A 21,622-nucleotide genomic window follows, 5' to 3' on the forward strand; every position below is an offset into this window, starting at 1 on the left:
TTGAAGCTGACCACTGCTGTCACAACCTCTATTTTTATTCATTCGATTTCAACGCATCAATCATATCGATATGCTTTAATTTGAAATGGGTAACAATCATCACAATAACCGTGAATACGATGGTTAATCCTGCTGATAAAACATAAGCCCACCATGTAATCACTAATGGAAAGATGACATTCTCCATAGATGCTTGTTGTAAGATAAAGTCAGTCAATACATATCCTACACCAAATCCTCCAATGATCCCTAAGAGAGTAAAGATGATATTTTCTCGAACAATATACATCGTGACTTCTTTATCAAAAAATCCAAGGACTTTTATCGTAGATAATTCGCGTACACGTTCGGAAATATTGATATTAGTTAGGTTATACAAGACGATAAAAGCCAGCAATCCTGACAATACGACAAAGATTAATACAACCGAGTCTAAGTTCGCCATTGATTCTTCTTGCGTTTCGATTTGTTTGGACATGAAAGACGTATTTGTCACAGCGTCTGTAGCCAGCAGTTTCTCGGAAAGCATTTCTTCTTCTTTCGTTGTCATCTTATCTGTATGCAGCAAAAATGCATTATCCGACATCGATTGATCAGTCACTGAAGCATAATATTCAGGGGACAGATAAATAAAGCTGCCTAGATAGTTTTTCACGATTTCTTTTACTTCGACTTTCCATTCTTTTTGATTTTCATCATAAAGCGATATATGATCTCCTGTAGATAAGTCAAATAGTTCTGCTGCTTTTTGCGTAATAGCGATTCCTGCTTTAGGTAAGGAACGTGGGTTCTCTTCATGATCTGTTAAATGGATAAAACGATCAAAATCAGCTGTTTTACTCGGTACGATCACTGTCAGACTTTGTGAAGCATGCCCTTTTTTTCTCAATTCTACGGTTTGAGTATGAATAGCTAGGATCTCATTTACTTTTTCTTGCTGCTGCAACATATCCGCTGCTTTTTGATGATTCTCTTCCGTGGATGAATCTAATGTAACGATTGCTTGATAGTCAATGATTGGTCCAAATTGTTTGGCTGAGACAGAACTTAGAGAATCTTTCAATCCCACGCCCGCAACCATCAGACCGGCACAGCCAGCAATTCCGATAATCGCCATAAGCATTCTTGATTTGTATCGGAAGAGATTTCGATAACTGATTTTTTGATTAAAGCTAAGGCGTGACCACAGCGGAGTGATGTATTCAAGAAAAATACGTTTCCCTGGCTTCGGTGCTTTCGGCTGAAGCAGTGCAGCAGGCCGTTCTCTTAGATCTTTGAACAAAACAATCATTGCAGCGCCAAATGCGGCAATGAAGAATGCGGCAGCTGCTTGTAAAATCGGTGGCCAGTCATAAAAAACAAGAGCACTCCCAATGTCATATCGCTCGTTAGATAGTTCAAAAATGATCCTTGGTAAAAGATTCGTTCCTAATATCGTTCCTAAAACAATGCCTATTCCTGAAGCTAGACTTGCATAGATTGCATATTTTTTTGCGATTTCAACTTTCGTATAACCTAACGCCTTCAATGTTCCGATTTCCCTGCGGTTTTCTTCTACCATACGCGTCATTGTCGTAAAGGTGATCAATGCGGCAATAAAGAAAAAGAAAACAGGAAAAACATTGGCGATTGCTGCGATACGTTCAGCCAGATCACCAAATTCTTGAAACCCGACATTTTCTGAACGTTCATTGTATAGGTATGATGGTTTAGTTAAATTTTCAATTTTTTCTGCATTTTCGTTCCATTCTTCCTCCGCAGAAGCTAGTTCTCTTTCTTTCTCAACTAACTGCCTTTCTTGATCAGCGAGTTGAGCTTCTTGTTGAGACAAAGTTTGTACAGCGTTTGTCCGTTGCGCTTCAGGAAGCTGCTGGATAGCTGCTGACTGCTGCGCTACCTGTTTTTTAGCATCTTCTAACTGTGTTCTTCCCTGTGCTATTTGTGCTTTACCTTCTGTTATTTTTTGCTGTGCTGGTTCTAATTCTTCGTTTGCCGATTTTTTCAGCTCTTCTAAGCGTTCTTCGGGTCGATCTTGTAAATACTTTTCTGCCTTTTCTTGATTTTGCTCCATTTTATCTTTGTAAGCTTTGCTGTACGTATTCAAATTCTTTACGTTCGTAAAATCCAGATATAAGACAGAATAAATATCCGTCTTGAAATTGGATTCAGGCAAATAGACAAAATAATCCACGCTACCATTTCCGACATTCGCGTATCCTCTCTCCAAATTGTTGATGAACAATGGAGAACGGACAAAGCCAGTGATGGTATACTCTTTTTCTTTCAATTCATCTGAATCAATCTGATAGACATCACCGATTTTATACCCTTCATTCTCCGCTTTTTCATCTAATAAAAGTTGGTTGGATTTTTCCGGGCGTTTTCCATCAATTAATTGTAGCTTGTTCTGCCTGCTATTTTTGTTATAAGAAAAGATTTGAATCACTTCATTTTTGCCAGTATTGGAATAATAGAACTGTTTCCCTGTTTCTACTTTTGCATCTGGGATCTTTTCTGCTTGAGCGATATCTTTTTGTGTCAAACCACCAGTAGAAACGATTTGCAAATCAGAAAGTCCTGCTGTATCAACATAGTGATCCATCGTTTTTTGCATGACAGGTCCAGCAGTTTTGACACCTACGAATAAAAGTGTTCCTAGCATGACAATAAGGATGATTGCAATGAACCGCCCTTTAGATTGCCGGATTTCGCGAAAACCTGCTTTAAGATATGTTTTTGTTTTCATAAAATCCTCCTACCATACAATCTCATCAATGGATGAAGGATGCTCATTCAATTCAACTGACCTTACTTTCGCATCATTGATGTGGATAACTCTGTCAGCGATGGGCGCTAAAGCAGAATTATGTGTAATGATCAAAACAGTATTGCCGTGTTGTCTGCTAGCATTTTGCAATAATTTCAATACTTGCTTTCCTGTTTCAAAATCCAGTGCACCTGTCGGCTCATCACATAAAAGCAGTTTAGGGTTTTTGGCTAATGCTCGAGCAATGGAAACCCTCTGCTGTTCGCCTCCTGATAATTGGGACGGAAAGTTATTCAATCGATGAGCTAGGCCCACTTGCGTCAATACTTCGACAGGATCAAGCGCATCAGGGGAAACTTCCGTTGCCAATTCCACATTTTCTTTTGCTGTTAGATTAGGAACGAGATTGTAGAATTGGAAGACGAACCCTACATCTGTTCGTCGGTAAGCAGTAAGCTGCTTGTCTGAAAATTGTGCAATATCTGTGTTATCAATAATGATCTGCCCTTCATCAGGTGTGTCCATCCCACCTAAAATATTAAGAATCGTTGACTTTCCCGCTCCACTAGGGCCAAGTATAATCACTAATTCGCCTTTTTCAATTGAAAAAGAAATATCGTCATTTGCTGTAATGGTCGTTTCTCCCATCTTGTATCGTTTGTATTCATTTTTTACTTCGACATACTTCACTCTGATTCCTCCATTTTCACGATATTTCTCGCTATATCTATGCATCGAATGCGTTTTCTCACACTTATTCATTTTACCATTGAATTTCTCTAGACTAAAGAAAGGAATTCTTTATTTAGTTGACAAATAAACGATTTATGATTTACTTACATAAAAAACATTGTTATTTGAAAGAAGGAACATCATGAATGATTTAAAGAAAAATATGATTTTTGATTTATCAAAAACTGCTTTTGTCGCGATCGACATGCAAAAAGGGATCGTAAATAACGGTACACTCTCTCCACACACTGCAGCATCTATTCTGACAAACAATGATTCGTTAGCAAAAACATTGAAACGTACCGCTGCCTTGAAAGTTTTAGTGAATGTAGACATCTCCACTTTCCCTTATTTGAGTCAACAAACTGATATGGGTGGAATGACTGCTGCTTCTGTACCTCCAGAATTCACTGATTTACTTTTGAAGGATTCTTTGAAAGATACAGACAATATGTTGACTATCACAAAATACAATCCAAGTGCTTTTTTTGGTACTTCTCTTGATCTTCAACTTCGCCGTCGTGGAATCGAAACCATCATTTTAAGCGGTGTAGCGACAACAAACGGTGTATATGCTACCGCATTAGATGCCTTTCAACACGGGTACCATGTCGTGCTTGCTGAAGATGCTTGTAGTGATCGCGACAAAGAATCGCATCAATTGTTCATAAAAAAGATATTTCCGAAAACTGCACGAGTACGTTCAACGAAACAAATAATCGAAGCGATCCAACAAAGCAAATAGGGTACTAGCGTATGTGATTTTCATTTACTTCTTTTTGATTTCATGGGAAAATAACCACAGGATTTAGATAGGAGTATGAACATGGTGAAAAAAAAGATCACAATCAAAGAAGTCGCTAAACTTTCCGGTGTTTCAATCACAACTGTCTCCTTGATATTAAATGGAAATACAGAGAAATTCAGTCCGAAAACCGTTCAGAAAGTTTTAGCTGCTAAAGAAGAATTAGGCTATCAACCTGATTATTTTGCTAGACAAATGATTACCAAGGAAACGAAAACGATTGGCGTACTCGTTCCTGATATCACGAATCCATTCTTCAGTACATTGATGCGAGGAATTGAAGATATCTTGTACAATCAGAACTTCGTCACGATATTATGTAATGCTGATTCTGATCATCAAAAAGAAATCGAGTACCTAGCCGAGCTCACACGTCGAGGTGTGGATGGATTCATTATTGCGACTTCTGCTGTCTCTACGAATGCAATCAACGAAAATTTGAAAAAACAAGGCCGGCCCTTCATTGTTTTGGATCAAAAAAAATCTGAAGGATTTAGTGATGCCGTACGAACAGACGATTTTCGCGGTGGTTATCTGGCAGGTATGCACCTACTTAGTCTAGGACATCAAACGATCGCCCTTGTCTATCCTGAAAATCTGCCAGAAAATGTCCACGCTCGGATTGATGGGTTTAAATCTGCTCTTGATGTTTACCAAATCCCTCATGACCGACTGATCCTCTTGCCTACACAGTTCTCAAAACAAGGCGGCTACCAAATCACAGCCAAACTTCTTGATTCTGCTGCAACTGGTGTGTTTGCTTTAAATGATGAATTAGCTTTTGGATTATATCGCGGATTAGAGGAAGCTGGAAAAAGCATCCCAGAAGACTATAGCATTATTGGCTATGATAATATAGATATGTGCGAATATATCAAGCCAAAACTGACGACAATCGCACAACCAATCTTCGAATTGGGGCAAACATCTGCCCAATTATTGTTAGATCGAATCCAATTCCCAGAAAAAGAGTGGGAAGAAAAACGGCTACCTGTACGACTAGAAAAAAGATTTTCGACTGCACCCTTGAAATAGCTTTCAAGGTGTGCTATATTTTTATCGAACTATTAAAACGTTTTACTAAAACGTTTTAAAAAATAATTCTTCCCATCAAAATAAATGAGATAGTTGGAGGTTTGTTAAATGAACACGGTTACAGTAATTGGAAGTATTAATATGGACACTACCCTTCGTTTAACCAAAATGCCAAAACCAGGAGAAACGATGCATGCACATGAGATTTTTCACGCTGGCGGAGGCAAAGGCGCCAACCAAGCAGTGGCAGCCAAACGTTCAGGCGCACGAACATCTTTTATTGGAGGTGTTGGAACTGACAGTGAAGGACAGCAATTGTTGGATCTACTGACGAAAGAAAACATCGATACATCTGGAATTGCTGAAATTGAGGGCGCCGCAACCGGACAAGCAATGATTATGGTGGATGCCGCAGGAGAAAACAGTATCTTGATTCATGCAGGCGCAAATAATGCTTTCCATGAACAAGAAGTTCGAAAGAACAAAGAATTGATTACAAACAGTGACTTTATTATTGCTCAATTCGAAAGTAGTTTAGATGCGACGATCCTAGCTTTTTCTATTGCAAAAGACGCAGGAAAAACAACGATCCTGAATCCTGCACCAGCTAGAGAAACCATTCCTACTGAACTACTCGAAAAGACAGATATCATTATACCAAATGAGACAGAAACAGAAATTATTACAGGAATCAGAGTTACAGACCATGACAGTTTGGTCGCAGCAGCTGAAAAAATGCATGAATTAGGCATTGGAACAGTAATCATTACATTGGGCAGTGCCGGTGCTTTCTACCACACAGAAAAAGAACACGGCATCGTCCCTGCTTTTAAAGTAGATGCTGTCGATACGACAGCCGCAGGTGATACATTTATTGGGGCATTGAGCAGCACACTTCAGCCAGACCTTGGTAACTTGAAAGAAGCGATTCTTTATGGAAATCTAGCCTCTTCTATTGCCGTACAGTCTTATGGTGCGCAACCTTCTATCCCTTACCGTGAAGCTTTAGAACAATCAGCAGTCATAAATTAACAACGAGAGGAAGAAACAAACATGAAAAAAGGAAAAGTCATCAATTCAGATATTTCGCGAGTAATCGCACAAATGGGACACTTTGACAAATTAAGTATCGGGGACGCAGGCATGCCTGTTCCCTTTGGTACTGAAAAAATAGATTTAGCTGTTTCAAACGGACTTCCAAGCTTTTTATCTGTTTTAGAAAACGTTTTAGAAGAACTTGAAGTACAATCCATTGAATTGGCAGAAGAAATAAAGACAATGAATCCGGAAATATTGGAAAAAATCAAATTACTGTTACCAGATACACCGATTAGCTTTATCCCACATGAAGAAATGAAAAAAGATTTGAATAACTGCCATGCATTTATTCGTACAGGCGAGATGACACCTTATGCCAATATTATCTTAGTGAGTGGAGTGGTCTTCTAATGGAAACGACAATGAATCCTGAACAGATGGTACTGTCCGAACAGATTCATCTGCTGATTGATCAGTTAGGGGGAAAAGACAATATTGATTCTGTCCTCCCATGTGCGACTCGGCTTCGTATCAAATTACAAAAACAGCCAGCAGCAAATGTAGAAAAATTAAAGCAGCAAATCCCTTCCATCAAATATTTCATTTTACTCGATAGATATGCAGAAGTAATTATGGATCAGGGTTTGGCTCCTGCTTATAAGGAATTGACACGTCAAATTGATCATACAGCTCCGAAAGAAAAGCTAAATCCGATCGAAAAACTATTTGGTTTGATATCGGAAATCTTTACGCCAATCATTCCCCTATTTGCCGGTTCTGGTATATTAAAAGGTCTGGTTGTTTTAGCGACTACGATTGGCTGGCTTAGTGAAACGAGCGGGACTTATCATATTTTGTCTGCTGCGTCGAATGCTGTCTTTTATTTTCTGCCTATCTTTCTCGCTTTTTCTGCCGCCAAAACGTTTAAAGTGAATGGATATATCGCGGCTGTCATTGCTGCAGCGCTGATTGAGCCAAATTTGACCTCTTTACTTTCAGATAGTGGTAAAGCAGCTACTGATTTTCTGGGGATTCCTGTAGTGCTGATGCAGTACACGTCTACTGTCATGCCGGCGATTTTAGGTATTTTCTTTTATTCTTTTGTCGAAAGATTCCTTAAAAAATATATTCGTGAAAACATGCAATTAGTATTTGTACCTTTACTTTCATTAGTCATCACGGTTCCTTTGACATTAATGGTCTTCGGACCTGCCGGTGTTTATCTTGGTGAAGGTTTAGCTGCAGCAATTACTTGGATGATGGATATTAACGGACCGATCAGTGGAGCAATCATCGCTGGAGGCTGGAACATTTTGGTGATATTTGGTATCCAATGGGCTGTAAATCCTGTCATGATCAGCAATATCTCAGCTTATGGGTTCGACCGTATCGTTCCGTTGACAGGAGCAGCTAATTTTGGAATGGCTGGTGCAGCTTTAGGGGTATTCCTCCGAAGTAAACGTTCAAAAACACGTTCGATTTCTGGTTCTGCTTTCGCTTCGATTTTACTTGCGGGAGTGACCGAGCCTACTGTTTACGGAATCGCGATTCCATTGAAAAAACCATTTGTTGCTGCTTGCATCGGTGCAGCTGCTGGTGGAGCTGTCATGGGATTTGCTCAAGTGAAAGCGATCGCTTTTGTATTTGGTAGTCTGACCACATTGCCAGCCTTTATTTCCGGTACTTTTTTCTGGTACTTAGCAGGATTGGCTGTTAGTCTAGTCGTAGCAATGATCACCACCCTTGTTAGCGGGTTTGATGAGGACCTAATGTCGTACGAATAATGAACGAAAAAAGGCTGAAGTATGAGATGCTTATCACATATTTCAGTTTTTTTCTTTTTTAGGATCGTTATTTTTATAAATTTTTTGTGATGCTCTCCAATCTTTGGTATAATTTACATATGCATGACCATTTTTATCCCCACTTGTTTATCCCCAAACAAAGATGGTTTATGCAATAAAATGAACATCAAACCACAACGAATGACTGCTCGTTGCTTTTTTACAACTTGTTTTATTTAGAATACACAAGCAGATTCATGGAAAGAAAAAGCTTTTCGACACGATTATCTGTTCAATCGAATAACTTATGAATGCTGAATAAAACAGAAAATCAATGAAAGGAAAAGGACTAGTTTATTATGAAAAATAAAAAAACGATGCGTTTGCTAGCTGCTACTTGGCTGATTGCTCCTACTGTTTTGTCGACTAATGCCGTATTTGCTGTAGATAATCAAACAACCGATCAAACAGTCACAACAGGTACATCTACTTCCAGCTCAGCTACTAGCGAAACTACGGATTCTTCTACAGAAGGCACAACCGGAACAACTGACTCATCAACAGAATCGTCCGAACCAACTGATCCGGCTGATCCATCAGAAAATGAAAAACCAGCCGAGACATATACCCTTACGATTGCTCCTTCTTTGATAGGGAAGATCCAACTAACTGCTTCGTCAGAGGATACCGCTGAACAGCAACCTTTGAATATCACAGAAAGCGGAACGGTAGAAGGTTTATCAGCAGGAACAAAGGTGACTTACACTATTACGCCAGCTGAAGGTGAACAAATTGCTTCCGTCGCTGTGAATGGTGCTAAAGAAGTGAACTATGAGGCAAAGACTTTTACAGTAGGTACGAACAATTTATCTATTACTGCAGAATTTGAACCTGTACCGGATACTTCAACAGAGGAACCAACTGATCCTAGTGAAGAAGTCCCTAGTACACCAGATCCGGAAACGCCAAATAAACCAGATGAGGGTAATAACAACAATAGCAACAATAGCAACAATAATAATGGTTCAAATAATTCAAATAATAATAACAATAATTCGAACAGCGGGAATTCTTCGAATCAAACAAACCCATCTGGATCGAATAACAATGGAAATACTCAGAGAGAACCAAACCATCCAAACAATGGTTCATCGAATGGCGGAACGAACAATGCTTCGTCTCGTCCAAATACAGCAAATCAAAGCGGTATAGAGAATCCATCTTCTGCTTCTTCTGATTTTGTTGTAAAATCACCAATTGATGCTGTATTGCCTACAAATGCAACAAATGTCCAACAAGCAATCGTTCGAGAAGCATTCAAGCATCTTGGAAAACCATACGTATGGGGAGCAAAAGGTCCAAATACTTTTGACTGTTCTGGTTTGACTTATTACGTATATATGAAAGCAACCGGTCATTATATCGGTGGCTGGACAGGCGAACAGCAATATGCAGGTACGCAGATTCCAGTAAGTCAGGCCCAACCTGGCGATCTCGTCTTCTGGGGACCTTCTTCCGGTGTTACTCACCATGTAGGTATCTATATTGGGAACGGACAATTTATCCATGCGCCCCAACCAGGAGATAAAGTTCGAGTAACTTCTATTTCAGATTTCACGCCTGATTTTGCTGTCCGAGTAAACTTAGCAGGTTTACCTGCTGCTTCAGGTTCGCTGACAGGCGGCTCATCTATTTTAGATGGATTAGATGGCTCGTTCCATTTCAGTCAAAACCAAACAACTGATCAGTTCCTGAAAAAGATTGCAGATGATGCACAGGAAATCGGCCAAAAAGAAGGAATCTACGCATCAGTCATGATGGCTCAAGCCATCCTGGAAAGTGGATCTGGAAACAGCTTATTATCAAGCGAACCAAATCATAACCTTTTTGGTATCAAAGGATCGTATAAAGGAAGCAGCGTGACCTTCAATACACTTGAACAAGATAGTTCGGGACAAAGCTACCAAATCCGCGCCCAATTCCGTAAGTATCCTTCTTACAAGGAAAGTTTGGAAGACTATGCCGACTTGATCAAAAATGGACTGACTGGCAATCCTGACTTCTACAAACCAACTTGGAAGTCGGAAACAAAAGACTACAAAGAAGCAACCAAATATTTGGAAGGACGTTATGCTACAGATCGCCAATATTCACAAAAATTGAACGCGATCATCGAAGCGTACGACCTGACAAAATATGATGAACCGAAAAAAGAAGCAACAACAACTGAAGAAGCAAATACTGAAATTCTCCATATGTCTAAGCGATTCGATGTGCCAATCAAATGGACAACAGATGGCGTGCCAATCACAGGATTAGAATTTTCAACGATAAAACGCGTCAACAATGCTTCTTCCATCTTCCGTGTCGCTTCAATCTGGGATTTGTGGAACACGTTCACGGCAAGACAGATACCAGAAACAACTACTCGTACAGTTAAAGCTGCAACTGTTCCTGTACTAACTTTGTTAAGTTTAGACAAATCATTCTGGCTTGATCTGCCTTTAAAGAAATAGAATAAATAAAAAAGGGCGTGTGACAGTGTCACATTCCCTTTTTTAATTTATTCTATTTCTTTATATTTATTTATTTTGTATTCCGTTACAAATTCGCGTACTTGGTTAGGTTCCAGAGTGACATCTCCAAAACTTTCAAGTCGCTCTGCTCCTGGTAGTTCTTGAGTCTCAAATGTGATACCGCCATGATCTACTAATTTTTTTCCACGCATTTCTGGCCCATCTTCTCCAAAATTTGCGGTAAAAATCACAATTCCTGAAGCATCCGTTTTTACTTGGATTGATACTTTTTCATCAGGGCTCGTCAATTCCGCTGCATTTAGCAGATCAGCCTGTTTTTTTAATAAAAATGGATGATCGATACCGCCTACCATCGTTGATTGGCGAAAATCACTGGCGAATACCTCACCTAATTTTTTAGGATGTTGAAAGTCAAATGCTGTACCGCTTACTGAAACCACTTCTCCTGTAGGCGTCGTATCTTTATTGAGCGTAGCGAATAATCGGCTGTTCAACCAAAGCGTATGTTCGTCGATTGGCTGTGTTGGATCACCAGTTAAATTGAAATAAACATGATTCGTCGGATTGAATACTGTTTTCTGGTCACTGATCCCTTGGACTGTCACTCGCCATGTATCATCATTCGTCAGTGTATACCGTACTTCTACGTCTAAAGTGCCAGGAAATCCATTTTCCATGTCTGGACTAGTCTGATAGAAAATGACTGAGGCTTCGTTCTCACCATTAATAACTGTATAATGCCACTGCTTGGCTTCAAAGCTAGGTGCACCGCCATGTAAACAATGGCCAGTATCTGGATCTGTTTTTACTTTGAATGTTTCATCATCTAATTTGAATGTGCCATCCGTGATCCGTCCAGCCATACGTCCGATTGAAGCTCCGATATAAGGATCTTTTTCCAGATATTCTTTTGCTTCATCAAAGCCTAGAACCAACTCTCGTTTTTCATTATCGATCATTGTTTGAAAATGGACGACTCGTGCACCTAGATCACTGACAGACAAAGATGTCCCATTTTGATTCGTGATCGTGATCAAGTGATAGTTTCCGCCAAAATTTTGTTCATTGATTTCCATGTTCCTTGCACCCTCTTTTCTTTCATTTATACTGATTCCAGTATACATGGAAACCGTTTTCTTAACAGCTTATTCCGTGAGTAACGAGAAAAAATTTACTATATTCTAATAAAAGATCACGAAAGAGGGACTGTAACAAAAACTTGTCACAGTCCCTCTTTCTGAACAAACGGTGTTCCAGAAGTAGCTTCTTCGGAGATAAGCCGAAATTTCTTGAAGCTGATCACTTCTGTCACAACCTCTTTTTCAATACGATTCCAGTATACAACCATGTCGTCAGTACATAGTAGATGAAATACAATACGAAGAAGATCGTAAATGGCACCCAAATATCTTTATATGGATTTTGCATGAATAGACCAAACATTTGTAATCCGAATAAGACATGGACTACCCCTAAGATTCCTGGTGCTAAGAATAACACACCTACTTCTCTACGGATCGATTGTTTAAGCAATCCGCGTCGTGTTCCTATCTTTTCAAGCATTTCATAACGAGCGATGTCACTCTTGCTTCCTGACAAGATCTTGAACATCAAACAGCTAGCAAGCATAGTCAAGAAAGCTAAACCTAAGAAGAATCCCATAAATTCAAAACCAGAGAATAGACTATTATATCCTTCATACATTTCATACTTCTGGTTACTGTACTCTACTTTTTGCAAAGATGGATTGTTCGTTTTATTTTGTGTAGCAAGTGCTTTGATTGGTTCCAAGTTTGCTTGGAAGTCTTTGACCTGAACTAGCTGTAAAGTGGATTGTGGCAAACTCAGTTGATCAAATTCCGATTGACTGACTACCTTGATTTCTTTTTCTTGCTGTTCAGGCAATTCATAGCCACGAAGCTCATCTTGTACAGTCAGTTCATTCATTTTTTCAGCAGGAACTTTTTCTTTCGTGATTTTCGGCGGTGTCCCATCTTCATGTTTTATCATGATCAATGGTTGAGCCGCAAATTCACTTGCATTATAGTAAATCGTTCCCGCATCTTCTTTTTGAGTATAAGAAGCAGAAAGTGTTGGTGAAAGTTCTTTGATTTTTTGCTGATCTTCTGCCCGAGGATTATTCATCACTAGGTCATAACCAGCAGCATTTTCCGTCATTTCCGAAATTTCATTTCTAAATCCTAGACCTACTGTCAAAGCACCAAGTGCTAAAGCAAACAGCATAGCAACCATGGAGAGCATTTGTGTATATTCACGAATACGAAAACTTAACTGTGACAATGTGAAATTGTTCAATTTTTTCAATGAAATCTGTTCTGATTTCTTTAGTAATGATAAGAAGAAAATGATCACAGAGTGGAAAATGAAATAAGTTCCCAATACGATCGTGACTAGAGCTACTCCCATACCAAAAACTTGATAGGTCCCCACATGTTTCATCATATAATAACCGCAGCCTAGAAAAGCAATCCCTAGTACTACTTCAAGGAAGAACAAGAATTTATGCTGCTTGATTCTTGTTGGTGTCTGATCCGCACGAATCAATGCTAAAATCGGTTTTTTGACAATCGAAAAAGCATTGACAATAGCTGCTAATAAAAACAAAATAGCAAAAAACAAAACGGTGATCAACAACCCATGAATGCTAAAAGGTGTAAAATGCGAAATATTGATATCTAACTGATCCACTAATAATCGGTGGACGATACTTGTCAATCCTACACCGACAGCTGAACCTACTAATGTAGCCGCGATCCCTACTACGAATGTTTCAGAAAAAATCATCTGTGCGATTTTTCTGCCTTTTGCTCCTAGCATCATAAACATGGCATAGTCTTTTTGTCGCATCGTCATCAAAAAGGAATTCGCGTATAAAATATAAACGAATGTGATGATCCCTAGTAAAACAGAACCTAGTCGGAAAATGATAACTGTAGCAGCAACGACCGTATTGCTTTTCAAAAAGGCTTCGTTGCTCGCCATTGATTCAAACATGTAAAAAATAGCAGATGCCATAACTAATCCTGAGAATAATACCAAGTAATCTCTTAAACGGCTCTTGATCCCAGTAAGTGATAATTTCCAAAGCATAGTCAATCTCCCCCTACTGTTCCAAGTTTCCAAGAATAGATAGTATTTCCCGATAGAAGGAATCCCGGCTTTGATCTCCACGTTTCACTTCTTGATGGATACCGCCATCCTTGATAAATAAAATACGTTGGCAATAACTTGCAGAAAACGGATCATGTGTCACTAGAAGAATCGATACATGATCTTTTGTATTCAATTCGTCCATCGTATCTAAAAGATCACGGGCACTTTTAGAATCCAGCGCACCTGTAGGCTCATCCCCTAATAAAATCGTTGGTTGTGTGATCAACGCACGTGCGGCAGCGACTCGTTGTTTTTGTCCACCAGAAATCTCAGAAGGATAGCTTTCCAAAATATGAGCAATCGATAAACGTTCTGCAATTTTTTGGACACGTTGCTTGATTTCTTTTGGTCTGACACCTTGTAAAGAAAGAGGAACAGCGATATTTTCTTGTGCTGTCAAACTTTCTAATAAATTGAAATCTTGGAAAATAAAGCCGATTTCATTCGCACGAAAATCTGCTAGTTGATTTCCTTTTAATGTCGTCACATCTTTTTGATTGATTCGGATATGTCCATCTGTTGGTTTGTCTAATGTGGATAAAATATTCAAAAGCGTTGATTTACCTGAACCGGAAGCACCCATGATGCCAATAAATTCACCTTTTTCTACATCGAAGCTGATGCCGCTTAATGCTTGCGTCTTTTTCTCATTGTTTTTCCCGTATACTTTTGTTACATTCTGTACTTCGACTATTTTGTTCATTTCTTTCCCTACCCTTTAATTAGTTTTTCTAGTGCTGTTTTCGGCACATCTTTTTTTTCGACTTCTTCATATGAAGTGACACCTTTCTTTTTGTTCCAGGTGATTTTCAAATATGCTCCTTTACGAAGCGGTCGAGTCAATTGCCCATTGAAATCTAGTTCTTTTTCCTTACCCTCTTTCGTATAACCAGGCAGGATATATCTATAGTTGACTGTTTCTTGTCCAGAGTCTGCTTTGGATACTGTTTTTGCACCATCTGTCGTAATCTGTACATAGTATTCTTCTCCGCCCATCACTACGTAATCTGCGATTTTCACCCCTGCAAGTGCCACAACGATGAAAACAAGTAGTCCGATCAGAAGTTTTTTCACTTTTTCCCCTTCTCTCTTACTTTATATATTGATTATAGAAAAAAACGAACAATTATGCCTTCGAATCATCTATCATTCTTCTTTCAATTTTGTCATTTTCATTGAACAACTAAAAAAGAGTTTAAGACAATCGTCCTAAACTCCTTCTTCCTATCTTACAAAAACTATATCACTTACGGTCTTTCATATCGCCTGTATTGATAACGGGTTGCGTTCCTTTGTCTGTAATGATTGAGACAAGTAAATTATTGATTAATTGGACTTTTCGATCATCGGTGAAATTGATTTCTTGTCCTTCTTCGATTTGTTCCAAAGCCATTTGAGTGATCGTGACAGCTCCTTCAACAATGGTTTGTCGAGCAGACAAAATAGCTCTTGCTTGTTGACGTTGCAGCATGGCACTGGCGATTTCTGTTGCATAGGCTAAATGATTCAATCGTGTTTCGATTACTTCGACACCTGCTACTGCTAAACGCTCTTGCAACTCCTTTTTCAACTCGTCAGACACTGCCGTAGTGTTTCCTCGAAGCGTCAAATCATCATCATTGAAGGTATCATACGGATATTGGCTAGCGATATGCCGGATGGCTGTCTCACTTTGGATTTCTACAAAATCTTGATAATACGCTACATCGAATAATGCCTTTGCTGTATCAATGACTTTAAACACGACTACCGCTGAGATTTCGATGGGATTTCCGTCTAAATCATTGACTTTTAAAACAGAACTGTTGAAATTCCGAACTTTCAACGAAACAGTCATTTTTTGTGCCAAAGGAATCGTAAGGAAAAAGCCATTTTCCCGGATCGTACCTAAATATTGTCCAAAAAACAAAATCACTTTTGCTTGATTAGGGCTGACTACAGTTGCCGAACTTAGCAACAGTAACGCAATCAGCCAAAGAAAAATACTTAAAAATAGTGCCCAAACTTTCGCTTGCCACATGCCTAAATAGAAGAAAAATAAACCAACTAAAGCTAATACGACCAAACCGACGATTCCTGCATAACCATTGATATAAATTGCTCTTTTTTCTCTCATTCTACTTTCTGCGCTCCTTTATCCTTCAATAAATATAGTGTTGCTTTTTAACCCTTTTTTCGAATTCGCGCCATTGCACCTTCTAGTTCCAAATCTTTGTCTTCAGTGATGTACCAACCGCTTGCTTGTGTTCCTCCGGCTGCTTGCGGCAAATAATCCAATCTTGTTCGAACCCAGTGTTTTTCTTCTGTAAAATAGTCTTCTACCAAGATTTCTAGATCCATTCCTGCTGAAAGAGGCAAGTCTTCCCGAACAGATTTAAAGATAAATCGTTCCTTCTCCCCATCATACTTCAATATTCCTGTATCGATAATCGGTAAAGAATAATAGTCCAGTTCTTTCTTCACCGTCAATAAATGTTTGAAAACTTCATGGTACACTTGCTCTAATTGACGACCTTCTGAATTGTTCGGATAGTTGACCATCACTTTTTCTTTATCTGGATCATAAAAGGTTTGACTTAGTTGAGTGATATAAGTATGTAATCTTTCCATTTCTGTTTTTAACTTTTCTCTTTGACCTTCTTCTGCCTTCATATACTTTTTCACCCTGTTTTCTTTATAGATATGTTCTTACTTATTTTACTATAGTTATGTGTGTTAAGCGATGAAAAACAGCAAAGATCCTTCCGATCTTTGCTGTTTTTTCTTAAACTATCCAGTTGTTTGCTAGATCAATCTGTTTCATTGTCTTCTTGATCTGTCGTGATATTGATCGAAGTGTCTTTGGCAGTGATCTTCAGCCGTTTCTGTCCTTGCTCTAACAACGTATTTGTTATTGGCTGGTAGTCTTTTTCAATATGAGATTCACCAGATGTTTGGAGAGTATAGCCACTGTTTTCCATCTCATGCAAAGATAAATTACTATTGTTTAGAGTGACGTTTCCTTCTTTGCTGACCAAACTGTCTTCTAGATGTAAATTACTGTTTTCTCCTATGACGGTCAAGTTATCCACCTTGACTTCATCTAAACGAAGAGAACCTAATTCATCTTTCGCCGTTATTGTTCCTCCCGTAAATTCATTGAATGATACCCAACCATCGTGTGTCATAGTATTTACTTTTTTGATCGATACTTCGTTGATGTCGATTGCACTATTATTCCCTTCGATCGTCAATTCAGATAATTCCTGATCTGCAGGGACAACAATAGTGATTTGTGCACTGGTGTCTTCCAAACTAATAATCGCACCTTCTGATTTTTTGACTGCATTCACGGTCAATACACCATTTTTCTCCTTTATTTCTGGCTTTTCTGTCTTATCGTAGGTCGTTTTTATCTCAAAATCCAACCCGCGTATGACTGACACTGTTTGATGTTCTGCATGGATGACGATTTTGTTTGCCTCTTTGATTTTTTTCGTCTCCGTCACCATATCGATCAATCGAGGGCCATCATCCCAAGTCAGACTCTTTTGAGCGCCTAATGTATAAGTTGCACCTGCTAGGAGTCCGCCAGTAACCATCAGGATAATACCGGTAATCAAAAAATGTTTCAATCTCATTTATCTGTCCTCCTTCAAGCGCCCGCTGAATGCAGATCTCTTTTTGTAATAAAACGCCGTCCCATCCATTTAACAAAGTTCATCATGACATAAAAAAGCCCTTTTGTTCCTTTCAGCAACAGTGGCGAAATAAATACTGCGCTTCCCGTGGCGAACAGACCAACACCGATAAAGAATAACCCACTCAGAATCGATTGACCAAACACACTGATTCCTGAGATAATCATGAATAAGCCAATACCTAAGATACTGATACATAGAACATAGATACTAAAAATGAGCGCCAGCAAAGCAATCAATAGTCCCCCAATAACCAATATAAACCCCAATGCTAGTGGAATGAGGACAGGAGAAGCAAATAAACCGATAATGATTAACCAAATCAGACGCATTTGTCTTTTTGGACTCCTCACTAACTCGTCTTCTGCTTGTTCTTCTTCTGAAAAGTAACTGATTTTTAATTTTAAAGCAAACTGCTTTGGTGTACCATATTCATCAATGACCTGATCTAATGTTTTTCCGGAATCTAAAAAATATTCCTCATAATATTGGATCAAATCAAAACGATCGTCTTCAGGAATTTCTTGAAGATGATCCACAACTTCATTCAAATAATCATTCATTTGTGCTCTCCTCCAATAACCGGTCTAAAGAATCTCGAAAAACAATCCATTCATCAATAATTTCTTCTAAATGACGACTTCCTATTGGTGTCAACGAGTAATATCGACGGTTCCTACCTTCAAAAGGTTCATCATAGGTCTCAAGATACCCTTCTTTTTTCAATCTTCTCAAAACCGGATAAAGTGTAGATTCACTGACTGAGAGACTTTCTTGTACAATTTTTGTTAAGGCATAACCATACATATCTTCTTTGCTTAATGCTGCTAACACAGTGCCATCAAGAAGAACAGTTGGAATCTGGATGTGCATTACGTCACCTTCTATTCTCAAGTGTAATATTTTATTACAATCTATATTATACATCATATAATATAGTTTCAAAATCAGTTTGTCAAATACAAAAAAACTGACTAAAAGGTTTGATCCCTTTTAGTCAGCAAAAAATGGCTTCTCTTTGATTATTATTATAACAGTGGCATGATCCAATTCGTCCACATCCAACTTAGTGGCATGATAACGATCATCGCTGGTATCATGTCAGCTACTGGGAACATTTTCACGTTGATCATTCTAAAACCGGTAGCAACCATCAAGAATCCACCGCAAGCTTTAAAGTCTAAGATCATATCTGGTGTAGTCAATGGATAAATAAATTTTGCCAATAAGAACAAGATATAAAAAATAATGAATTGGGGAATCGCTACTACGGAAACGACATATCCTAAATTACATGCAAAAATTGCTGCTGTGAAAAAATCAAGGACAGATTTAGAAATCAAAATCGTACTATCTCCAGTCATCCCAGAATCTAAGCTTCCATAAATCCCCGTACCACTTGCACAAAATAAAACAATGACCGTCACTAATGTGCTGATAAATTCATCGTGGGTCATACCAAGCTTTTCACTAGGAAAGATTTTAGAAATAGGCACTTGCATCAACGCAGCGCCCTTGTTAATCCCATTACCTAAATGAACAATCAGTCCAATCGCTGTTCCTATCACCAAAGCAAAAATAACAGCTGGCATATTTTTCATTGGCGCAATGGAATAGATACCCATCCCCATTGAACACACACCAAAAACCATCGTCAGCTGCGCTTTAAAGTGTTCGCTTAATTTATTTCCTACTAATCCGCCAATTAGTCCGCCAAGCAAAACGGAACCTACATTGATCAAAACTCCAGTTGGCATCAAAAAAACTCCTCTCTTTCTCTATAAAGCGAAAATTATTACAGAAAATTTTCTGCAATCACTGCTTTCACTGCAAGAAAGATTGTACCAGACAGAGTAGGTTACACCAATTCATTTTTTGTGTTAAAGTATTCTTTATTGGAATAAGTAGGAGGAATATGATGGATATCCATAAATTTGAAGTTTTTCTTGATTTAGCCGAAACGATGAATTTTACCAAAACTGCTGAACGACAATTCACCACCCAAGGAAACATTTCTAAACAGATTCTTTCGTTAGAAACAGAATTAGACGTCAAATTATTCGAACGTGCCCATAGAAAAATCGAGTTGACCGAAGCTGGAAGCTTATTGCTCCCTTATGTAAAAAATGTCGTAGAACAATACCATGCCATGCAAGAAGTGCTTGAAACCTATACGCAAGAAAACAATCTTTCATTAAATATCTTAACGATACCAACCATGATCAATTACCAAGGCTTTTCCAAGATTACCGAATTTTTGAAACGTCATCCTGAATTTACGGTCCAGTTGAAAGAAGTAGAAAGTATCGAACTGACTTATGACGATACAAATGAACATAGTGATACGATCCACTTTGCCAGAAGCTTCCAGGCCCCACCAAGTTCGATTGAGTGGCTACCTACTGAAACAGACGATTTTGTAGCAGTTCTGCCTAAAACCCATCCTTTAGCTGCTAAAAAGAAATTGGATCTAAGTGAACTGAAAAAGGAGAATTTTTTGGTTCTTGGCCCTACTACGAACTTGTATCAACCTGTGCTGGACTTGTGTCGCGAAGCTGGATTTGAACCGAGAATCTCTTATAAAGGATCTAGGACCGACTTGATCATCAATATGATTGCAAATGACATGGGGATTGCTATTGTTATGGAAAAAACAGTCAAAAATCTGTTAAAAGAAAATACTGTGATCCTCCCCATCTCTCCAACAAAAGAAAGTTATCTCGCATTTACGCGTAAAATCGGTGAACATTCTTTGGCTTCAGACACATTTTGGGAGTATTTGAAACAAGAAGAGAACTAGGCCCTTCATTTTCTGTCTATCAATCCATCCAAAAAAGAGAGCGACTCATGACTTTCGCTCTCTTTCTTGCATCATATCCTTGTTTCAATGACACCTCTAACATTTCTCGTAGTTCAATAAGAAAGCAGCGATTTTTATGCCAAAAGAACCATAAGAACATTTCCCTCATCACAAAAAAACGACTAAAAACCTTCAATAGAATTTTTAGGAGGTTTTATTCTTTTTCCTATTGTTTACTTAACCGTATCATTGCTGTCGTTCCTACTCCTTCGATACTGCTATAATCAATACGACCATCATGCAGTTCTAGAATTTTTTTGACCAGTGAAAGTCCTAGCCCATTCCCAGAAATTTGACGGCTTGTATCTCCTTGATAAAATTTTTCAAACATTCGATCTCTGGTCTCTTCATTCATTCCTACACCTGAATCGGTCACTTCCAGTACAATCTCTGTGGCTGTCTCAAATAGTTTGATATGAATCTGTCCATTGACTTGATTGTACTTTATGGCGTTATCCATAATATTCAACCACACTTGGTACAAAAACTCTTCATTGCCTGTGTAATTTACTGCAGCAAGTTCGATATCCAATTCTAGCTGTTCTTTCTCCCATTTAGGCTGCAAAAAAACGATTACTTCTCGAATTTGTTCATCTAATCGGTACTCTTTTTTTTCCAGTTGGATACGCTGGTTTTCCAGTTTGTTCAATTTTAAGATATTCTCTGTTAATTGTGAAAGCTGCGTGATACTTTCGATAATCCGATATAAAAATATTTGGCGTTCTTCGTCAGAGAGATTTGGGGCTTGTAACAATTGTACATATCCTTGGATCGTTGCTAATGGTGTTTTGAATTCATGGGATACACTGGACACAAAATCATTCCTCAATGTTTCGATACTATTGAGTTCTTGGACCATAACATTGAAATCTTTATACAGTTGCTGTACTTCTGCTACTTTCTGCTGCTCATCCATTCGAATCGAAAAATCTCCCGTTGCTACCAGACTCATATTTGTCCCTAGTGCACTGATTGGATGCAGAATACGCCGCCCAACAAAAATCGATATTCCTGTACCCACGATCATACTGAACCCTGCAAAGACGAATAACGGGTATAGCGTTGGTTTTCCAGCCGATTCAGCAGGTGAGATAGAATGCCGAGACAATAAGAAAATAAAACCGAGAAAACACAGCAGTGTCACTAAGATCGAAATGAAGACAATACTGGCAAAATAGATCCATAATTGTGAAAATAGCTTTTTTTTCAT

Annotated in this window: 20 protein-coding genes; 7 read left to right on the forward strand and 13 right to left on the reverse strand. The window is 38.6% G+C overall.

The annotated features are described in order from the left end of the window. Positions 1–34: 34 nt before the first annotated feature. Positions 35–2,746, reverse strand: a complete 2,712-nt coding sequence (locus HMPREF2988_RS10720) for an FtsX-like permease family protein (protein ID WP_070770633.1) — start codon at positions 2,744–2,746, stop codon at positions 35–37. Between the two features lie 9 nt (positions 2,747–2,755). Beyond that, positions 2,756–3,457 (reverse strand): ABC transporter ATP-binding protein, encoded by a 702-nt coding sequence (locus HMPREF2988_RS10725; RefSeq protein WP_002310780.1) that lies wholly within the window; start codon positions 3,455–3,457, stop codon positions 2,756–2,758. Between the two features lie 184 nt (positions 3,458–3,641). Between HMPREF2988_RS10725 and HMPREF2988_RS10730 the strand changes: the two genes are divergently transcribed. The 6 genes from HMPREF2988_RS10730 (at position 3,642) to HMPREF2988_RS10755 (ending at position 10,677) form a co-directional block, all read left to right on the forward strand. After that, on the forward strand, positions 3,642–4,244 hold the full coding sequence (locus HMPREF2988_RS10730) for an isochorismatase family protein (protein WP_002293246.1): 603 nt from the start codon (positions 3,642–3,644) through the stop codon (positions 4,242–4,244). 81 nt (positions 4,245–4,325) lie between these two features. Further along, positions 4,326–5,339 carry a ribose utilization transcriptional repressor RbsR gene (gene rbsR / locus HMPREF2988_RS10735; RefSeq protein ID WP_002293245.1) on the forward strand — a complete coding sequence of 338 codons (1,014 nt, stop codon included), beginning with the start codon at positions 4,326–4,328 and terminating at the stop codon, positions 5,337–5,339. Between the two features lie 108 nt (positions 5,340–5,447). Continuing rightward, positions 5,448–6,371: a ribokinase gene (rbsK, locus tag HMPREF2988_RS10740; RefSeq protein ID WP_002315922.1), complete on the forward strand. Its 924-nt coding sequence runs from the start codon at positions 5,448–5,450 to the stop codon at positions 6,369–6,371. A 21-nt stretch (positions 6,372–6,392) separates the two neighbouring features. Then, complete coding sequence (gene rbsD / locus HMPREF2988_RS10745; RefSeq protein WP_002293242.1) at positions 6,393–6,788, forward strand: D-ribose pyranase; 396 nt, start codon at positions 6,393–6,395, stop codon at positions 6,786–6,788. Further along, positions 6,788–8,161 carry a PTS transporter subunit EIIC gene (locus tag HMPREF2988_RS10750; RefSeq protein WP_002341010.1) on the forward strand — a complete coding sequence of 458 codons (1,374 nt, stop codon included), beginning with the start codon at positions 6,788–6,790 and terminating at the stop codon, positions 8,159–8,161. The genes rbsD and HMPREF2988_RS10750 overlap by 1 nt, the downstream gene beginning before the upstream one ends. A gap of 359 nt (positions 8,162–8,520) precedes the next feature. Next, entirely contained in the window at positions 8,521–10,677 is a 2,157-nt protein-coding gene (locus HMPREF2988_RS10755) for a glucosaminidase domain-containing protein (RefSeq protein WP_070770634.1), read from the forward strand. A 47-nt stretch (positions 10,678–10,724) separates the two neighbouring features. On the opposite strand, the gene HMPREF2988_RS10760 is transcribed toward HMPREF2988_RS10755, so the two are convergent. From HMPREF2988_RS10760 to HMPREF2988_RS10805, 10 genes are all read right to left on the reverse strand, one after another. Then, positions 10,725–11,774 carry an aldose epimerase family protein gene (locus tag HMPREF2988_RS10760; protein ID WP_002329595.1) on the reverse strand — a complete coding sequence of 350 codons (1,050 nt, stop codon included), beginning with the start codon at positions 11,772–11,774 and terminating at the stop codon, positions 10,725–10,727. A gap of 232 nt (positions 11,775–12,006) precedes the next feature. Continuing rightward, positions 12,007–13,809 (reverse strand): FtsX-like permease family protein, encoded by a 1,803-nt coding sequence (locus HMPREF2988_RS10765; protein WP_025477354.1) that lies wholly within the window; start codon positions 13,807–13,809, stop codon positions 12,007–12,009. Positions 13,810–13,822: 13 nt separating this feature from the next. After that, positions 13,823–14,575 carry an ABC transporter ATP-binding protein gene (locus HMPREF2988_RS10770; RefSeq protein ID WP_002312797.1) on the reverse strand — a complete coding sequence of 251 codons (753 nt, stop codon included), beginning with the start codon at positions 14,573–14,575 and terminating at the stop codon, positions 13,823–13,825. An 8-nt stretch (positions 14,576–14,583) separates the two neighbouring features. Then, positions 14,584–14,946, reverse strand: coding sequence for a YxeA family protein (locus tag HMPREF2988_RS10775; RefSeq protein WP_002310770.1), 363 nt, complete (start codon positions 14,944–14,946; stop codon positions 14,584–14,586). 169 nt (positions 14,947–15,115) lie between these two features. Then, positions 15,116–15,988 carry an SPFH domain-containing protein gene (locus HMPREF2988_RS10780; RefSeq protein ID WP_002293231.1) on the reverse strand — a complete coding sequence of 291 codons (873 nt, stop codon included), beginning with the start codon at positions 15,986–15,988 and terminating at the stop codon, positions 15,116–15,118. A gap of 47 nt (positions 15,989–16,035) precedes the next feature. Then, positions 16,036–16,524 (reverse strand): DUF5348 domain-containing protein, encoded by a 489-nt coding sequence (locus tag HMPREF2988_RS10785; RefSeq protein WP_070770635.1) that lies wholly within the window; start codon positions 16,522–16,524, stop codon positions 16,036–16,038. A 137-nt stretch (positions 16,525–16,661) separates the two neighbouring features. Further along, positions 16,662–17,492 (reverse strand): DUF4097 family beta strand repeat-containing protein, encoded by an 831-nt coding sequence (locus HMPREF2988_RS10790; protein WP_070770636.1) that lies wholly within the window; start codon positions 17,490–17,492, stop codon positions 16,662–16,664. A 14-nt stretch (positions 17,493–17,506) separates the two neighbouring features. Further along, positions 17,507–18,115, reverse strand: a complete 609-nt coding sequence (locus tag HMPREF2988_RS10795) for a DUF1700 domain-containing protein (protein WP_024635435.1) — start codon at positions 18,113–18,115, stop codon at positions 17,507–17,509. Then, positions 18,108–18,425, reverse strand: a complete 318-nt coding sequence (locus HMPREF2988_RS10800; protein ID WP_002293224.1) for a PadR family transcriptional regulator — start codon at positions 18,423–18,425, stop codon at positions 18,108–18,110. The genes HMPREF2988_RS10795 and HMPREF2988_RS10800 overlap by 8 nt, the downstream gene beginning before the upstream one ends. A gap of 155 nt (positions 18,426–18,580) precedes the next feature. Beyond that, positions 18,581–19,309: a DUF554 domain-containing protein gene (locus tag HMPREF2988_RS10805; RefSeq protein ID WP_002293223.1), complete on the reverse strand. Its 729-nt coding sequence runs from the start codon at positions 19,307–19,309 to the stop codon at positions 18,581–18,583. 161 nt (positions 19,310–19,470) lie between these two features. Between HMPREF2988_RS10805 and HMPREF2988_RS10810 the strand changes: the two genes are divergently transcribed. Continuing rightward, positions 19,471–20,352: a LysR family transcriptional regulator gene (locus HMPREF2988_RS10810; protein WP_002293221.1), complete on the forward strand. Its 882-nt coding sequence runs from the start codon at positions 19,471–19,473 to the stop codon at positions 20,350–20,352. Between the two features lie 226 nt (positions 20,353–20,578). Here HMPREF2988_RS10810 and HMPREF2988_RS10815 read toward each other — a convergent pair whose 3' ends face one another. Continuing rightward, positions 20,579–21,622: a HAMP domain-containing sensor histidine kinase gene (locus HMPREF2988_RS10815; protein WP_025477355.1), complete on the reverse strand. Its 1,044-nt coding sequence runs from the start codon at positions 21,620–21,622 to the stop codon at positions 20,579–20,581.

Origin of the sequence: Enterococcus sp. HMSC061C05 (assembly GCF_001814765.1) — a bacterium.
In the GTDB taxonomy this organism is placed as follows: Bacteria; Bacillota; Bacilli; order Lactobacillales; family Enterococcaceae; genus Enterococcus_B; species Enterococcus_B lactis.

Coding starts and splice junctions, on each gene's coding strand:
- HMPREF2988_RS10730 (WP_002293246.1), top strand. CDS start 3,642: ATGAATGATTTAAAGAAAAATATGATTTTTGATTTATCAAAAACTGCT.
- HMPREF2988_RS10760 (WP_002329595.1), bottom strand. CDS start 11,774: ATGGAAATCAATGAACAAAATTTTGGCGGAAACTATCACTTGATCACG.
- HMPREF2988_RS10790 (WP_070770636.1), bottom strand. CDS start 17,492: ATGAGATTGAAACATTTTTTGATTACCGGTATTATCCTGATGGTTACT.
- HMPREF2988_RS10805 (WP_002293223.1), bottom strand. CDS start 19,309: ATGCCAACTGGAGTTTTGATCAATGTAGGTTCCGTTTTGCTTGGCGGA.
- HMPREF2988_RS10810 (WP_002293221.1), top strand. CDS start 19,471: ATGGATATCCATAAATTTGAAGTTTTTCTTGATTTAGCCGAAACGATG.
- HMPREF2988_RS10815 (WP_025477355.1), bottom strand. CDS start 21,622: ATGAAAAAAAAGCTATTTTCACAATTATGGATCTATTTTGCCAGTATT.
- HMPREF2988_RS10785 (WP_070770635.1), bottom strand. CDS start 16,524: ATGAAGGCAGAAGAAGGTCAAAGAGAAAAGTTAAAAACAGAAATGGAA.
- rbsK (WP_002315922.1), top strand. CDS start 5,448: ATGAACACGGTTACAGTAATTGGAAGTATTAATATGGACACTACCCTT.
- rbsR (WP_002293245.1), top strand. CDS start 4,326: ATGGTGAAAAAAAAGATCACAATCAAAGAAGTCGCTAAACTTTCCGGT.
- HMPREF2988_RS10755 (WP_070770634.1), top strand. CDS start 8,521: ATGAAAAATAAAAAAACGATGCGTTTGCTAGCTGCTACTTGGCTGATT.
- HMPREF2988_RS10750 (WP_002341010.1), top strand. CDS start 6,788: ATGGAAACGACAATGAATCCTGAACAGATGGTACTGTCCGAACAGATT.
- HMPREF2988_RS10780 (WP_002293231.1), bottom strand. CDS start 15,988: ATGAGAGAAAAAAGAGCAATTTATATCAATGGTTATGCAGGAATCGTC.
- HMPREF2988_RS10720 (WP_070770633.1), bottom strand. CDS start 2,746: ATGAAAACAAAAACATATCTTAAAGCAGGTTTTCGCGAAATCCGGCAA.
- HMPREF2988_RS10765 (WP_025477354.1), bottom strand. CDS start 13,809: ATGCTTTGGAAATTATCACTTACTGGGATCAAGAGCCGTTTAAGAGAT.
- HMPREF2988_RS10800 (WP_002293224.1), bottom strand. CDS start 18,425: ATGCACATCCAGATTCCAACTGTTCTTCTTGATGGCACTGTGTTAGCA.
- HMPREF2988_RS10795 (WP_024635435.1), bottom strand. CDS start 18,115: ATGAATGATTATTTGAATGAAGTTGTGGATCATCTTCAAGAAATTCCT.
- rbsD (WP_002293242.1), top strand. CDS start 6,393: ATGAAAAAAGGAAAAGTCATCAATTCAGATATTTCGCGAGTAATCGCA.
- HMPREF2988_RS10770 (WP_002312797.1), bottom strand. CDS start 14,575: ATGAACAAAATAGTCGAAGTACAGAATGTAACAAAAGTATACGGGAAA.